12 protein-coding genes and 3 pseudogenes are annotated in these 13,861 nt (G+C 70.2%); 9 read left to right on the forward strand and 6 right to left on the reverse strand.

Annotated features, from left to right (window positions below):
* Positions 1-5 precede the first annotated feature (5 nt).
* The 3 genes from QEG98_RS32980 to QEG98_RS32990 form a co-directional block, all read right to left on the reverse strand.
* The gene (locus tag QEG98_RS32980) at positions 6-608 is read right to left on the reverse strand and encodes a hypothetical protein (protein ID WP_090492129.1); all 603 of its coding nucleotides are present in this window, start codon (positions 606-608) and stop codon (positions 6-8) included.
* Positions 609-1,423: 815 nt separating this feature from the next.
* Positions 1,424-1,831 (reverse strand): response regulator, encoded by a 408-nt coding sequence (locus tag QEG98_RS32985; protein WP_090492128.1) that lies wholly within the window; start codon positions 1,829-1,831, stop codon positions 1,424-1,426.
* A gap of 13 nt (positions 1,832-1,844) precedes the next feature.
* On the reverse strand, positions 1,845-2,294 hold the full coding sequence (locus tag QEG98_RS32990) for a DMT family transporter (protein WP_186818023.1): 450 nt from the start codon (positions 2,292-2,294) through the stop codon (positions 1,845-1,847).
* A 105-nt stretch (positions 2,295-2,399) separates the two neighbouring features.
* On the opposite strand from QEG98_RS32990, the pseudogene QEG98_RS42380 reads away from it, so the two are divergent.
* Positions 2,400-3,777, forward strand: a pseudogene (locus tag QEG98_RS42380) (DEAD/DEAH box helicase family protein).
* 1 nt (position 3,778) lies between these two features.
* Positions 3,779-4,983: pseudogene (locus tag QEG98_RS33005) on the forward strand (DUF790 family protein).
* Between the two features lie 29 nt (positions 4,984-5,012).
* On the opposite strand, the gene QEG98_RS33010 reads toward QEG98_RS33005, so the two are convergent.
* Entirely contained in the window at positions 5,013-5,378 is a 366-nt protein-coding gene (locus QEG98_RS33010; RefSeq protein ID WP_090492124.1) for a helix-turn-helix transcriptional regulator, read from the reverse strand.
* A gap of 140 nt (positions 5,379-5,518) precedes the next feature.
* Here QEG98_RS33010 and QEG98_RS33015 point away from each other — a divergent pair, with 140 nt between their 5' ends.
* Together QEG98_RS33015 and QEG98_RS33020 are read left to right on the forward strand one after the other, a co-directional pair.
* Positions 5,519-5,878: a response regulator gene (locus tag QEG98_RS33015; protein WP_316564098.1), complete on the forward strand. Its 360-nt coding sequence runs from the start codon at positions 5,519-5,521 to the stop codon at positions 5,876-5,878.
* A 19-nt stretch (positions 5,879-5,897) separates the two neighbouring features.
* On the forward strand, positions 5,898-6,728 hold the full coding sequence (locus QEG98_RS33020) for a metallophosphoesterase family protein (RefSeq protein ID WP_090492122.1): 831 nt from the start codon (positions 5,898-5,900) through the stop codon (positions 6,726-6,728).
* An 83-nt stretch (positions 6,729-6,811) separates the two neighbouring features.
* Here QEG98_RS33020 and QEG98_RS33025 read toward each other — a convergent pair whose 3' ends face one another.
* Positions 6,812-9,046 carry a M4 family metallopeptidase gene (locus tag QEG98_RS33025; RefSeq protein ID WP_316564099.1) on the reverse strand — a complete coding sequence of 745 codons (2,235 nt, stop codon included), beginning with the start codon at positions 9,044-9,046 and terminating at the stop codon, positions 6,812-6,814.
* Between the two features lie 317 nt (positions 9,047-9,363).
* On the opposite strand from QEG98_RS33025, the gene QEG98_RS33030 reads away from it, so the two are divergent.
* Both QEG98_RS33030 and QEG98_RS33035 read left to right on the forward strand, forming a co-directional pair.
* Complete coding sequence (locus QEG98_RS33030) at positions 9,364-10,341, forward strand: NADPH:quinone oxidoreductase family protein (protein ID WP_316564100.1); 978 nt, start codon at positions 9,364-9,366, stop codon at positions 10,339-10,341.
* Between the two features lie 146 nt (positions 10,342-10,487).
* Positions 10,488-10,793 (forward strand): hypothetical protein, encoded by a 306-nt coding sequence (locus QEG98_RS33035; protein WP_316564101.1) that lies wholly within the window; start codon positions 10,488-10,490, stop codon positions 10,791-10,793.
* A 22-nt stretch (positions 10,794-10,815) separates the two neighbouring features.
* Here QEG98_RS33035 and QEG98_RS33040 read toward each other — a convergent pair whose 3' ends face one another.
* Positions 10,816-11,217, reverse strand: coding sequence for a hypothetical protein (locus QEG98_RS33040; protein WP_316564102.1), 402 nt, complete (start codon positions 11,215-11,217; stop codon positions 10,816-10,818).
* A 176-nt stretch (positions 11,218-11,393) separates the two neighbouring features.
* On the opposite strand from QEG98_RS33040, the gene QEG98_RS33045 reads away from it, so the two are divergent.
* From QEG98_RS33045 to QEG98_RS33060, 3 genes and pseudogenes are all read left to right on the forward strand, one after another.
* The gene (locus QEG98_RS33045) at positions 11,394-12,506 is read left to right on the forward strand and encodes an XdhC family protein (RefSeq protein ID WP_316564103.1); all 1,113 of its coding nucleotides are present in this window, start codon (positions 11,394-11,396) and stop codon (positions 12,504-12,506) included.
* Positions 12,503-13,086: pseudogene (locus QEG98_RS42385) on the forward strand (NTP transferase domain-containing protein). Before QEG98_RS33045 ends, QEG98_RS42385 begins: the two are co-directional and overlap by 4 nt.
* A 232-nt stretch (positions 13,087-13,318) precedes the next feature.
* Entirely contained in the window at positions 13,319-13,789 is a 471-nt protein-coding gene (locus tag QEG98_RS33060; protein WP_316564105.1) for a hypothetical protein, read from the forward strand.
* Positions 13,790-13,861 lie beyond the last annotated feature (72 nt).

Here is a 13,861-nt window from a genome sequence, read left to right on the forward strand (position 1 = left end):
TCGGCTCAGCCAAAGGACAGCAGGATGCCGAGCTTCGCGGTGGGCTCGATGTTGCTCAGGCTCCAGCCGTGGAAGTTCGCGGGCTCCAGCGCGTCGCGGAACTGCTCGTCCACGCCGACGATGCCCGGGCTGTAGAGCCGCATGATGCTGAAGCCGCCGCGCACGAAGAAGGTCAGCCGCTTCGGGGCCTGCCATTCAAAGCCCAGCAGGGCGCTCGCGTAGGAGTAGCCCACGCGCTCCAGCGAATGGATGGGCATCTGCGTGCGGTCCACGATGCGCCGCTCCAGTCCTTCACCATTCGCGGGCCGCGCATGCCCGGCCTCCAGCGTCAGCGCGGGCGTCAGGCGCCCCTTCAAGGGCAGCAGCGTGAGCCCCACGCGCGCTCCGGGACGGACACCATTGTGCGTGCCACCCACGTGGAGCCGGAGCATTCGCGTGGGCCGGAAGGAGAGTGACAGGCCCGCGCCTTCGGGTGCGCTGGCGTCCAGCATCAATCCGAAGGGAGCCAGCCGCTCCGGGTCCTGGGTCCGCCGCTGGAGCCCCGAAGCTAGCGCTGCCTGTGCCGTCAGCAGCACCCCTACCGCCGCCAGCGCGGATACCACCCCCATGCCCTGCCTCCCGTGACGCATGCCCCGTCCCGCCCATCCTCCCACACCGCCGCCATGACTGGCTTCTCGGGTGAAGCGACTGCTCACTCGCCCCCTCCCTGCATCCGCGGCCATGGAGTCCCCTGGCTGCCCGCCGGCCGGCGCTGGCCGGGAGCCTTGCTCCACCCGCCGCGACTGGACCGCGAGCGGGGAGAAGACGCGACGGGCTCCGAGAGGCCCCCACCTCACCGGAACCCGCGCCCCTTTTCTCCATGCCGTCGAGTCCCCGCGGCGCTCCGCCCCCACGAAGCACCCCGGCCCCAACCGTCACGCCCCCAAATCCGTCCTGCCCCGCCCTGCTGGCGCGAACCCGCCGCGCTTCGCCCCCACGAAGCGCGGCAGGGTCCGCCCATCCGCCGTCCTGTCCCCTGTCCCACCGCGAGCCAGGCCCTGCCGCCACGTCCGCCGCCGCCCTCGTCCCCCAACGAAGCGCCGGCATGCCGCGCCGTCCTCCTCCCCCATCCCACCGAGGCCCGCCTCCCCACTCCAGGCGCCGCCCCAGCTCCGTCCCGCCCTTGCAACCCGCGACCCGCACCGGCGTCCCACACCCACCAACCATCCCCATCCGCCGGCCCGCGTCGCACCGTGCACAACGCCATAGCATTCGCCGTGCCGTGCCCGCCGGAGCACGGAACACGAATCATTTCAGCCAGTTACAAGGAGTCGAAGCCAGGGGGCGGAAGCGGAGCCAGACGGCGGCCGGAAAAAACTACCTTCGCGGGCCGAACAGCCTGCCCCGGCGTACCGGTCCCCTGTTGATGCGACGACGAAGCCCTTCAGGCGCGCCCGACGGGTGGGCGCCACAGCCGGAGCAGGTCCTGGGCGAGCAGCTCGTGCATGGCCTGTTGAAGCGAGACGAGCATCTGATGGAGTGACTCGGCGGTGTCACCGTGGGCTTCGAGCACACGCTCGTGCCGCCCGTCGAAGACGCGCAGCCTGCCCGGGACGAGCGCGATGACGGGAAGCGTCGGGTGACGTTTGCGGAGCAGGCCCAGGAAGAGCGGGTGGTCCTCATCCGGGCGGCGCACGTCCACCACCACCAGCGCGGGAGGCCGGGACGTCAGCGAGGCGAAGGCGTCGTCCGCATCCCCGGTGACGGAGATGGCCAGGTCTGGCGCCTCGAGGATACGGCGCAACAGCTCGCGCGAAGGCGCGTGAGGACTGACGATGAGGACCCGGCGCATCTTGCAACTGAATCTAGCCCTTCCAGACGGCGATGGTGGCGCCGATGAAGGCGAGCCCGGAGCCCAGCACCCGGGGGAACGTCACGGGGCGGCCTTCCACCATCGCATCCCACACGAGGCTGGTGAGGAGCTGCGCCGCCATCAGCAGCAGGACGGACTGCACTGCCCCCAGGCGGCTCATGGCCAAGGGCATGCCCAGGACGATGATGACGCCGCACAGCCCCGGCAACAGGTGCCAGGGCGTGAAGCCACTCAAGCGGCCCTGGCCCGCCGCGGCCTCCGGCCAGAGCCCCGGCACCGTGCGCACGACGAGGTACACCGCGAAGGTGGCCACCGTCGCCACCACCATGTTCAGGAGCACGGCGCTCATCAGGCCCCACTGGCCCCCGAAGCGACGGTTGAGACCAGCCTGAGCCACGACCGCCAGGCCACACAGCATCGGAACGAGCGAGACGAAACGCATGCCGCGCGTTGGGTACCGTGAACAGCGCATGCCTGCAAGCCTGCCTTCCGGGCCTTCGATGAGACTGGCGAAACCCAGGATGACCGGCTAGGTCCCTACACGCCGATGCCGTCGCCCACCGAGCTCCACTTCGACTGCGGCACCCTGGTCGCGCCCACACTGCCGGAAGATGCCCGCCTGCGAGCCCTCTTCCAGAAGGACGGGCGCACCGGCGTCTACCGCGCGCCCGCGTGGCATTACCGCGAAGCGGTGCTGCGGCTGCGGGAGCTGGGCATCCCCTACGAGGACAAGGCGAAGCGCTTCGAGCCGCTGGAGCTGCCGCTCACCTCGCCCATCCAACCCTTTCCGCATCAGCAGCAGGCGCTGGAGGCGTGGACACGCGCGGGCGGGCGTGGCCTGGTGGAGCTGCCCACGGGCGCGGGCAAGACGCTGATGGCGGTGCTCGCCATCGCCCACGTGAAGCGGCCCACGCTGGTGGTGGTGCCCACGCTGGACCTGATGACGCAGTGGCAGGGCGTGCTGGCGCGCCACTTCTCCGTGCCAGTGGGCCTGCTGGGCGGCGGCGTGAATGACCGGCAGCCGCTGACGGTGACGACGTACGACTCCGCGGCGATGCAGACGGAGTTCCACGGCAACCGCTTCGGCCTGCTGGTGTGCGACGAGTGCCACCACCTGCCCGCGCCCAGCTACCGCTTCATCGCGGAGGCTCGCTGGCGCCGTACCGCCTGGGCCTCACCGCGACGCTGGAGCGCGCCGATGGCGGCGAGCGCGTCTGCGAGGAGCTGTTGGGTCCCCGCGTGCACCGCTCGGACATCCGGGAGCTGCAGGGTGAATACCGGCGCCCTATGACGTGAAGCGAGTGGAAGTCCCGCTGACGCCCGACGAAAAGGCGCGCTACGACACGGCGCGCGCGCTGTACCTGGGCTTCGTGCGCAGGCTGGGCGTGCCGCTCTCCGCGCCGGACGGGTGGGCGCGCTTCCTGGCGCAGAGCCAGCGCAGCGACGAGGGCCGCGCGGCGTACCGCGCCTACCGCGAGCAACGGCGGATTGCGCTCACGTCCAGCGGCAAGCAGGAGGTGCTGTGGCGCATCCTCCTGGAGCACCGGGACGACCGCGTCCTCGTGTTCACCGACGACAACGAGACGGTGTACACGCTGGCGCGCCGCTTCCTGCTCCCCGCACTGACGCACCACACACCCGTGCCCGAGCGCAAGGCGTTGCTGGCGGCCTTCGCCTCCGGGGAACTGCCGGTGCTGCTGACCTCGCGCGTGCTGAATGAAGGCGTGGACGTGCCCGAGGCGCGCGTGGGCGTGGTGCTCAGCGGCAGCGCGAGCGTGCGCGAGCACGTGCAGCGGCTGGGGCGCATCCTGCGCAAACGGCCGGGGAAGCGCGCGCTGCTGTACGAGGTGTGCTCCGCGCAGACGGCGGAGAGCAGCATCAGTGAGCGGCGACGCCAGCACGGCGCCTATCAGGAGGGCGGCTGAGATGCTGACACGCGAGCTGCTCAACTTCCGCGTGCGCCAGGGCGTCCTGCGCCCCGTCTTCGTGAAGCGCGATGACACGGAACTGCTGACCTTCGCCCAGGACCTGCTCGCGGAGGTAGCAGCGTCGCGCGGCGGCCAGCGCGACGGCATCGAGGAGTCGCTGGGCTTGAAGGCCGGCGCCTTCACCAGGCCCAAGGTGGCGCGCGGCCTGGTGAAGCTGGTGTTGGACCGGCTCCTCTTCGACGAGCCCGCGCCCGGCGTGACGGAAGCCCGTTGGGAGCGAATCAAGGCGGCGGGGCAGGTCCTGCGTGCACTGCCTCCCGACGCCACGGTGGAAGACTTCGAGGCACGGCTGGCCCAGACGCTCCCCGTTCCCCTTTCCGAGGCCCGAGAGGCGCTGTACTCGGACCTGCCCGGCCACCGCCGGCTGGTGGGGTGGGACGGCGAGGCACTGGACGCCCAGGACCTGCTGGACCGCTACAACCTGGCGCTGGCGCAGGGCCCCTGCTGTCCGCGCGGCGCCTCCGCCTGCGAGCCCAGGCGCCGGACCTGCTGCGCGTGCGCAAGGTGCTCCGATGGCTCAAGTTCTGCCGCCTGGTGGCCGAGGTGTGGCGCGACGACGACAACTGGGCGCTCGACGTGGAGGGCCCCGGGGCCATGCTGGCGCTCCAGAAGAAGTACGGCCTGCAACTGGCGACCTTCCTGTCCGTGGTGCCGGTGCTGGAGCGCTGGGAGCTGACCGCCACCGTGGAGCCTTCACGGAGGCAGGCCACGCTGATGCTCAGCCACAAGGACCCGCTGCGTTCGCCCCTACCCGCCGCACTGGGTCACATTCCTCCGGAAGTGGCCTCCCTCGCGGAGGGCTTCGCGGATGACGCCTGGGAGCTGGACCTGACGCCGCTTCCCCGGCACGTGGGCGCCTCCGGACTGTGCGTGCCGGACCTCACCTTCCGCCACCGCGCGTCCAAGAGAGAAGTCGCGCTGGAGCTCTTCCACGCATGGCATGCGGCGCCCCTGGCCCGGAGGCTGACGGAGCTGCGCTCGCGGCCGGACGCGGGCCTGCTACTGGGCGTGGACCGGGCGCTGGCCAAGGAGGCCGTGGAGCGAGAGACGCTGGAGGCCCACCCGCAGGTGGTGCTCTTCAACGGCTTCCCCTCCGCACGCAAGCTGAGGGAGCGCCTGGCGAAACTGGAGCCCGGGCGGTGAGCGCCGCGCTCACCCGCCGGCACCATGCGTCAGCCGCGCGGCCTGAACTGCGCCGCGAGCACGCTGAGTATCCGAATGGACGTCCGGTCCAGTTGCTTGGCCCGGCGCATGAGCCGCCGCAGCTCTGCGGACTCGCCGTAGTCGCTGGGCGGCTCGGCGGCCCACTTCACCTCCTGCACCGGCTTGAGGCCCAGCGCCTCGTCCGCGGAGATGGAGAGCACCGTGCACAACCTGCGGAACGTCTGGATGCTCGGCAGCATGTGGCCGCGCTCGAGCCGGCCATAGACTTCGCTCGCGATGCCAATGCGCTCCGCCACGTCGGCCTGGGTCAGGTTCAGTCGGGTCCGAGCAAGGCGAGCCGCTCCGCCAAGGCGGGATGCGAGAGTCTTTTCCATGGGTCGTTAACCTAGCGGGTCCGCACATGTCGATATGACTTGAGAGGTTGGCATCCAAGAACTTCCTGAGTAGTCTTGTAGGTAGGCAACCTCGTGCGTTTGGCCAACCACACAGGTCTCACCCTGCTGGCGCGAAGACCATGCTGACCTTCTTGTTCGTGGACGAAGACCTACGTTCACTCGCGGCGCTGCGGCGTCTCGTGAGGGATTTACCCGGCGGGAAGCGCTTCGCCCGCTGCGTGGAGGAGGCCCTCGCGCTCATGAAGGAAGAAGCGCCGTCCGTGGTGGTGACGGGCGATCTGCTCCCGGACGGAGACGGGCTGGGCCTGCTGGAGCAGGTGCGTGCGAGCCACCCCCGCACCGCCTGCGCGCTACATGCGGTGATGCCGCCCCTGGCGCGGGACATCACCTGGATGGACCGCGCCGCGCCACCCTCGGAGGTGCATGCCCTGCTGCGGATGCTGGGCATCGGTGCAGCATCGATGGGAAGCCCGCGTTAAGGTGCCCGCTCGACGCGCCATGAAGCTCTACGCCATCAGCGACCTGCACTTGCGCCACAACGACAACCGCCTGGCGCTCCAGGCGCTTCCGGCCCATCCGGAGGACTGGCTCATCGTCGCGGGGGACGTGGGCGAGACGCTGGCGGAGATGGAGCTCATGCTGAGCACCCTCACCCAGCGCTTCCGCCAGGTCATCTGGGTGCCCGGCAACCATGAGCTGTGGACCCTGCCGTCGGAGCAGCCGCAGCTGAAGGGCGAGGCGCGCTACCAGCGGCTGGTGAGCCTGTGCCGCAGCTACGGCGCCCTCACGCCGGAGGACCCCTACCCTCGCTGGCCCGGCCCTGGCCCCGAGCGCGTCATCGTCCCCATGTTCCTGGGCTACGACTACACGTTCCGCCCGGACCATGTGCCCGCGGACAAGGCGCTGGAGTGGGCCTGGGAGGATGACCTGCTGTGCACCGACGAGGTGCTGCTGCACCCCGAGCCCCACGCCAGCCGCGCGGCCTGGTGCGCCGCGCGCGTCGAAGCCACGCGGGCCCGGCTGGACGCCCTGCCCCCGGGCTGCGCCACCGTCCTCGTCAACCACTACCCGCTGCGCTACGAGCACGTGCGGCTGCCGCGCATCCCTCGCTTCTCCATCTGGTGCGGGACGAAGCAGACGGAGGACTGGCACACCCGCTACCGCGCGGAGGTCGTCGTCTCCGGCCACCTCCACATGCCCGCGACGCTGTGGCGTGACGGCGTGCGCTTCGAAGAGGTGTCGCTGGGCTACCCCGTGCAGTGGAAGTACCGCGGCGTGCACGCGTGGGAGAGCTGCCTGCGCGTCATCCTCCCCGGCCCCACGCCGTAGAAAGCACGAAGCCCCGGGCGCCGCGTGAAGCGGAGCACCCGGGGCCTCATCGGCGCGGCTCAAGGCCGCGCCGTCACTTCAGGCTACTTGGGCAGCGGCTCGAGGAAGGAGCCGATGAGGACGATGCCCTCGAAGCCATCCTTCGCGCCGTAGACCTCGATGTAGTAGCGGCCGGCCGGAGCGTTGATGAGGTTGCACTTCTCCGACTGGTGGTCCTTCACGCTGCGGCAATCGTAGTCCGCGTGCGTCGGGGCGCCACCGCGCTTGACGTAGAGGTCGGGGTTGCCCTTGCCCTCGCCCGTCTGGATGTAGATGTTGTTCTTCCCCTGGCCCGGGCGACGCTCCGGAACGTCGAGGATGAACACCTGCGAGGAGCCCGCCGCGCCCGAGAGGTTCTCCACGGCGACGCCGCTCTCGATGGGGACGTAGCCACCCTCCCAGGTCACGGTCAGCGTGGCGCCGGAGTACGCGCGGAAGCCGTTCAGCATCGCGTACCACTTGCCGTGCTGCGGAGCCGCGAAGTTGCAGACCTCGTTGTTGCCACTGGCGTACGGGCGGCAATCGTACAGCGCGGTGGTGGGCGCGCTGTTGTAGCGGACGTACAGGTCGGCGTCACCCGTGCCACCCGACAGGGTGAAGCGCAGGTTGTAGGCACCTTCCGGCACCGTGACCTCGAAGTACTTCTTCTCGTTGGCGCCACCCGACACGACGACCGGCGTGTCCTTGACGATGGGGTCCGTCGGCGGAGGCGGAACCGGGACGCTGACGCCAACGGCCTTCCACGCGTTCGACACCGACTCGATGGTGGCGGCGTCGTAGCCGAGCTGCGCCGCGGCCTGCTCCGAGATGGTCTTCGCGGCCTCGAAGTTGGACGTCGGCACCATCAACGTGTTGGCCTTGTAGAAAATCTGCGCGGCCTTCTCGATGCCGATGCCCGCCACCACGATGGTGCTCTTGCCGCGCGGGTGCGTGCCACCCTGCGACAGGAGGTAGAACGCCAGGTTGGAGATACCGGAGCTGTAGTGCACGCCGGTACCGGGCACGTAGTTGTGGTAGTGGTCGAGCGAGTCGCCATCCAGCGCCGGGTCGTTCATGTAGCGCAGGGCGTCGTTCGGGATGGACGGGGTCCACACGTCGTCGCCAATCAGCCAGTGACGCGGGGAGACCTCGTCCGCGCCGTCGCCGTACCACTCGCACACCGCGCCGAACACGTCGGACATCGACTCGTTCAGGCCGCCGGACTCACCCGAGTAGATGAGGTCCGACTCGTTGTCCGTCACGGCGTGGGTCAGCTCGTGCGCCGTCACGTCCAGCGAGTTGGCCAGGTTGGTGGCCGTCACGCCGTCGCCATCGCCGTACACCATCTGGGTACCGTCCCAGAAGGCGTTCACGTAGTTGACGCGGTGGTGCACGGTGCTGATGAGCGTGCCGCCCGCGTTGTCGATGGAGTCACGACCGAACAGGGTGTTGTAGCAGTCGTAGACGGTGCCCAGGTGGTCGTAGTTGGTGTTGACCACGGGGTCCGCCACCGGCGCCTGGCCCTCGGTGCGAACGACCGGACCCGGCAGGGTGGTGGTGTTGTTGCCGTTGTGGAGGCGGCGGTCGAGGGACTCCTTGATCTGCGGGATGCGCAGCATCACATCCGCGTTGCGCGCGTCCACCAGGACCCAGTCGCGAACAGGCGTGCCGTCCGCCTTGTTGCCGTGCTGGACGACCTTGTACATCAGACGCAGCTCGTCATCGATGCGCCAGTACACCAGCTCCGGGTTCTTGTCGGTGACCCAGCCCTTGAGCGTCTCGCGGTCGGAGTCCACCGCGGACGTGGCAACCTCACCCGCGATGGTCGCCTTCAGCTCGGCGCGCAGGTCGCTGCGGACGTTGGTGTTCGCCGCGAAGACCTTGCCGTTGCGCGCGTGCAGGATCAGCTCGCCGCCCAGCACCGGGATGTCGTTGTGCTTCACGGCATAGCGGTAGTGGCTGTCACCCTGCTTGTCCGTGTGCGCCTTCTTGAAGACCAGGTTGCCCGGCTCCAGGCGGAACGTCGGCGCCACGGCGTCGACGACCGAGGCCAGCGCGGACGCGTTGAGCGCCTTGGGACCCGCGGCCGGAATATCCGGCAGAGCAATCGACAGACCGGTGACGAACTGCGCCACCTTCTGGTTGTCCGTCAGAATGACCTTCGCGCCATTCTCCAGCATCGCCGCCTTCGCGGCATCCGTAGGCTTTTCGGCCTCGGGGGCAGGGGTGGACTCGTTGCAACCGACAACGACAGACAGCGCCGCGATACCGAGCGCTCCGCGCACTCTCTTCTGCACCATGTAATCCTCCTAAGCGGAAAGATTAGGAGGCACGATGACACAGGGATGACGCGTATTTCAAGGTTGCGCGATTATTTCAGCTTCTATCCTCTTCTTAGATTTCAGGTTATTTACGATTAATCCTTTAGTTTCATGGATTTGCGAGGTCCACTGCGAGTGAGAGCCACTTTCCACGTGACGTGACAGGTCGTCCAGGCAGACCTCGGTTTTCCACAGGTCGTGTGAACTTTGTGCCGGACTCGGGGTCCGCCCGCGCGCGTGAGGCAACACTGGCATCGACGTGGCTGGCCATTACGCTTCCTGTCCGGGAGGCAACGATGCGCGCATTGCAGCTACAGCGGCTGGACGGCCCTGACGGGCTCCAACTGGTGGACGTGCCCGAGCCCGAGGCGGGGGACTCGGTGCTCATCGACGTGGTGGCGGCCGGGGTGAGCTTTCCGGACCTGCTGCTCACCCGGGGGCAGTACCAACTCAAGCCCGCCCTGCCCTTCATTCCGGGCGTGGAGGTGGCGGGTGTGGTGCGGCAGGCCCCCGCGGGCGCGGCGGTGAAGCCTGGGCAGCGGGTGATGGCCTTCAGCTTCGGGTTGGGCGGCTTCGCCGAGGTGGCCGCGATTCAGCCGGAGATGGTGTTCCCCATCCCCGCGGACTGGAGCTTCGAGGCGGCCGCGGGCGTGGTGATGAACTACCACACGGCGCACTTCGCGCTGCACCGGCGAGGCCGGCTCAAGGCGGAGGAGAGCGTCGTGGTCCATGGCGCCGCGGGAGGCGTGGGCACGGCGGCGGTGCAGGTGGCGCGCGGCGCGAAGGCGCGCGTCATCGCCGTGGTGAGCGACGAGCGAAAGGCGGACGTCGCCCGGCGGGCCGGCGCGCACGAGGTGCTGCTGTCGACTGGAGATTGGGTCGCGCAGGTGCGGGAGAAGACGGGCGGCCTGGGTGCCAACGTGGTGGTGGACCCGGTGGGCGGCGACATCTTCGACAAGAGCCTCAAGTGCCTGGCGCCCGAAGGGCGGCTGCTGGTGGTGGGCTTCGCGAGCGGCCGCATCCCCGAGGTCCCGGTGAACCGGCTCCTGCTGCGCAACATCGACGTGGTCGGCGTGGCCTGGGGCGGCTTCCTCCTGCACGAGCCATCCCTGACGCCCACCATCGCCAAGGACCTGGAGGCCATGGCGGACCAAGGTGTGCTCACGCCCGTCGTAGGCCCGGTGTTCCCGCTGGAGCAGGGCGCGCAGGCCCTGCGTGAGCTCGACGCCCGGCGCGCCACGGGCAAGGTGGTGCTGCGCATGCGCGAAGGCTGACCTGGCCTGGAGGCACCGGCGCGAGCGTGCTCGCGCCCGGTGCCCGTTGATTGATCGCCGGGCATGCGGCCTGCCGCGTGTGGCCATGCCCGGCGCTGCCGACTTCGCGGAGGGGACACCACCTTGGTGCAGGAGGTGACGGCACCATGACGGATGACATTTTGGAGCGGCAGCACCAGCGCGAGCGGGAACAGGAGCGCAGGCGGCTGCGCGAGGAGGAGCAGAAGGACCTGGACGTGGAGTCCCGCCGGGGACCGCGTCCCCTGGAAGGCTACGCAGGGGGCCACACCTCGTGGACGGACCAGCAGGATGACGACTCCGCCCGTCAGGTTCATGCGGGCGATGCCCAGGCCTCCTGGGAAGCCAGCGAACGACAGGCGCGATTGGAGCCGGAACCCGAGCCCGCGCGCCGTGAGGACGAACCGCCGCCGGGTGGCGAGCGCTCCCGGTGAAGCGCGGCCCACGACGCGTGGGTCAACGAAGCTCGGGCACCTCGCGCTCCAGCGTCTCCGCCGCGCGTGCATCCTTGGGCAGGCCGAAGCGCTGGCGCGAGCACGCCAGCAACTGCCCCGCGTAGACGGTGTCCTCGAGCGCCTCCTGGAAGCGACCCAGCCGCGCCAGCGTGCGTGCCCGCTCGTCCACCAGCCGGGCCAGGATGCGGGCCTGCTCCGCGTGTGAGAACAGGCGGACCACGGAGCGCGCGTCGAAGCACACCAGGGTGTCGAACTCCATGCCCAGCGCGGCCGTGCAGGCTTCGCGGATGTGCAGGAGGCTCGTGTCCAGAGCCGCCTCCGCCCGTGCCCGGGCGATGTCCGGAGCCAGACGGCCGAGCTCACGCACGGCATTCAGGGTGAAGGCGTAACGCAGGACAGGCATGCGGATGGGAACTACACCCCAGCCGCGAGGATTCATCCAGTCGCCGCGTGTGTCGAGTGTCGCCCCCAGGCCCGCCCCGGGGCGCTCCCGCGAAAGAACGTCACTGGCCGGGATGGAATGGCGCCGACTACAGTTTCTCATCGCGTTCCAGTCACCCCCACCAAGGACGACGAGACATGAAGGACCTGGACGCCATCCTCCGCGCGCGGGCGCAAGCTCGCGGCCCCCTGGTCCTGGCCACGGTGGTCGAGGTATCAGGCTCCGCCTACCGGCGGCCGGGTGCGCGGATGTTGATGAGCGCGGACGGATGGCTCGCGGGCGGCATCAGCGGCGGCTGCCTGGAGGCCGACGTCGTCCGCAAGGCCTTCTTCTGGACCACCACCGGGCCCCGTCTGCTGCGCTACGACTCCACCAGCGACACCGCGGAGGACGAAGGTGCCTTCTCCTTCGCGCTGGGCTGCAACGGCGTGGTGGACGTGCTGCTGGAGCGCTGGGAGGCGGGCGCGGGCGAGGCCCTCGCCTTCGCCGCCGAGGCGCGAGAAGCGGGACGCCGGGCGGTGGTGGCGACGGTGTACCGGGGCCCCGCGAACGACGTGGGTGCCCGCTTGAGGCTCCGCGATGACGGCACGGAAGCGGGCCAGCTGTCCGGCGCACTGGGAGACGCCGTGCGCGAAGCCGCACGCGAGGCGCTGGAGGCGGGCCGGACGTGGAGTGGCCCCTGCGGCGGCGCGGACGTGCTGGTGGAAGTCGTGGAGCCGCCCCATCCCCTGGTGCTCTTCGGCAGCGGCTTCGACGTGGCCCCGGTGGTGAACCAGGCCGCGGCCCTGGGCTGGCATGTCACGGTGGTGGCGGACCGGCCCGCGCAGGCCCTGCGGCGCCGCTTTCCCCAGGCCCATGCGGTGGTATCGGCGAAGGCCCCGGACGCGCCCGGTGCGGTGCCCCTGTCGCCCCGTGCGCTGGCCGTGCTGATGACACACAGCCTGCCGCAGGACCGCGAGCTGCTGGCGGGGCTCCTCCCACGGCCCCTGCGCTATCTGGGCGTGTTGGGACCTCGCTCGCGCACAGAGCGATTGCTCGCGGAGCTGCCCTCCCCGCCCACCGACGCGCACCTGGAGAAGCTGCACGCGCCCGTGGGCCTGGACCTGGGCGCGGAAGGCGCGGAGGAAATCGCCCTGTCCATCATCGCCGAGCTTCAAGCGGTGGTCGCCGGACGCGAGGGCGGCAAGCTTCGCGAGCGGCGCGCGCCCATCCACACCGCCGCGCACCCGCCGGTGCGGAGGCTCGCATGACGGTGGGCGTGGTGCTGCTGGCCGCGGGCGGCTCCTCGCGGCTGGGCCACCCCAAGCAGTTGGTGCGCTACCAGGGCTCGACGCTGGTGCGGCGCGCCGCCGAGGCCGCGGCCTCCTTGCGGTGCGGCCCCGTGGTGGTGGTGCTGGGCGCGTCGCGGGATGCGGTCGCAACGGAGCTCACGGGCCTCGCCGTGCGCACCGTGGACCATGCGGACTGGGCCGCGGGCCCTGGAGGCTCCCTGCGCGCGGGGCTCGGTGCGCTGCGGGAGACGGAGCCCCCGCGCTGGACGCCGTGCTCGTGTTGCTGTGCGACCAGCTTCGCGTGGATGCCGCGCACTTGCGGACGCTGCTGGATACCTTTGAACGGACTCGCGCGTCCGTGGTGGCCTCCGCCTACGAGGACACGCGAGGCGTACCCGCCCTCTTCGCGCGTGACGTCTTCCCGGAGCTGGAGGCGCTCAGCCCGGACCAGGGCGCGCGCGGTGTGATTGCGCGCGTGGCCTCACGCGTGGTGGACGTCCCGCTGCCCGGGGGTGGCGACGACGTGGACACGCCCGAGGATGTCTCGCGGCTGACGTGAACCGAGGCCGCATCCGTCGCGCCGCGAATACGCGCATCGGCCCCGAGGCGGGCCCTCTGGTACGTCAGTGCGTATTGCCACCGCCGCGCACCGCTCCCCACCTTCTGCGCGCAGGACTTTCAGCAAAGGGGGGCTCATGTCCAGATTCAGGTTCCCGGCGGCGCTGGCCGCCTCGGCGGTGATGTGTTTCTCGGTCGGCTGCTCCAGAAATGCCAAGACATCCCAGGGAGGGATGCCACCCACGGCGCAGCAGATGCCACGGCAGGGCGAAGGCCTGCCGCCCAACGCACAGGCGGAGATGAAAACGGACTGCCCCATGGACGTGTCGGGCGCGCAGGCGCGGGCGGAGGACATCCCGGAGGGCGTGGCCCTCATCATCGTCACGCCGGAAACCGACAAGGTGGCGGACCTCCAGCAGCGCAGCCGGAGGATGATGCAGTTCCAGCAGGAGCACGGCACGGGCGGCAGCGGCATGGCCCAGCCACCGGGCGTGGACTACAACGAGATGGGCGGCCGCGAGGAGCCGGGCTCCGCGGGCGCACCGTCGGTGCCGTCCATCGCCAGCGTGCATGACTCACCGGAGGGCGTCGTCATCGTCTACACCGCCGTCGACCCGGCCCGGCAGGACAAGCTGAGCTCCGAAATCCACCGGAACGCGAAGTACCTGGACACGGGCAAGTGCCCGGGGATGGCGGCGGACTGAGCGCGACCTGAGGCCAGCGCCCGAGGCCCTGCCCCTCCCGTCGTCCAGGTGGGCCGTGCGCTGGCTTCATCC

Source organism: Myxococcus sp. MxC21-1, from assembly GCF_032612255.1.
GTDB classification, from domain to species: Bacteria; Myxococcota; Myxococcia; order Myxococcales; family Myxococcaceae; genus Myxococcus; species Myxococcus virescens.

Bases quoted from the DNA above. Each gene is read 5' to 3' on its own strand.
- QEG98_RS33040 (WP_316564102.1), bottom strand. From the start codon at position 11,217: ATGCCTGTCCTGCGTTACGCCTTCACCCTGAATGCCGTGCGTGAGCTC.
- QEG98_RS33010 (WP_090492124.1), bottom strand. From the start codon at position 5,378: ATGGAAAAGACTCTCGCATCCCGCCTTGGCGGAGCGGCTCGCCTTGCT.
- QEG98_RS33015 (WP_316564098.1), top strand. From the start codon at position 5,519: ATGCTGACCTTCTTGTTCGTGGACGAAGACCTACGTTCACTCGCGGCG.
- QEG98_RS33025 (WP_316564099.1), bottom strand. From the start codon at position 9,046: ATGGTGCAGAAGAGAGTGCGCGGAGCGCTCGGTATCGCGGCGCTGTCT.
- QEG98_RS33060 (WP_316564105.1), top strand. From the start codon at position 13,319: ATGCCACCCACGGCGCAGCAGATGCCACGGCAGGGCGAAGGCCTGCCG.
- QEG98_RS32980 (WP_090492129.1), bottom strand. From the start codon at position 608: ATGGGGGTGGTATCCGCGCTGGCGGCGGTAGGGGTGCTGCTGACGGCA.
- QEG98_RS32990 (WP_186818023.1), bottom strand. From the start codon at position 2,294: ATGCGTTTCGTCTCGCTCGTTCCGATGCTGTGTGGCCTGGCGGTCGTG.
- QEG98_RS33020 (WP_090492122.1), top strand. From the start codon at position 5,898: ATGAAGCTCTACGCCATCAGCGACCTGCACTTGCGCCACAACGACAAC.
- QEG98_RS32985 (WP_090492128.1), bottom strand. From the start codon at position 1,831: ATGCGCCGGGTCCTCATCGTCAGTCCTCACGCGCCTTCGCGCGAGCTG.
- QEG98_RS33045 (WP_316564103.1), top strand. From the start codon at position 11,394: ATGAAGGACCTGGACGCCATCCTCCGCGCGCGGGCGCAAGCTCGCGGC.
- QEG98_RS33030 (WP_316564100.1), top strand. From the start codon at position 9,364: ATGCGCGCATTGCAGCTACAGCGGCTGGACGGCCCTGACGGGCTCCAA.
- QEG98_RS33035 (WP_316564101.1), top strand. From the start codon at position 10,488: ATGACGGATGACATTTTGGAGCGGCAGCACCAGCGCGAGCGGGAACAG.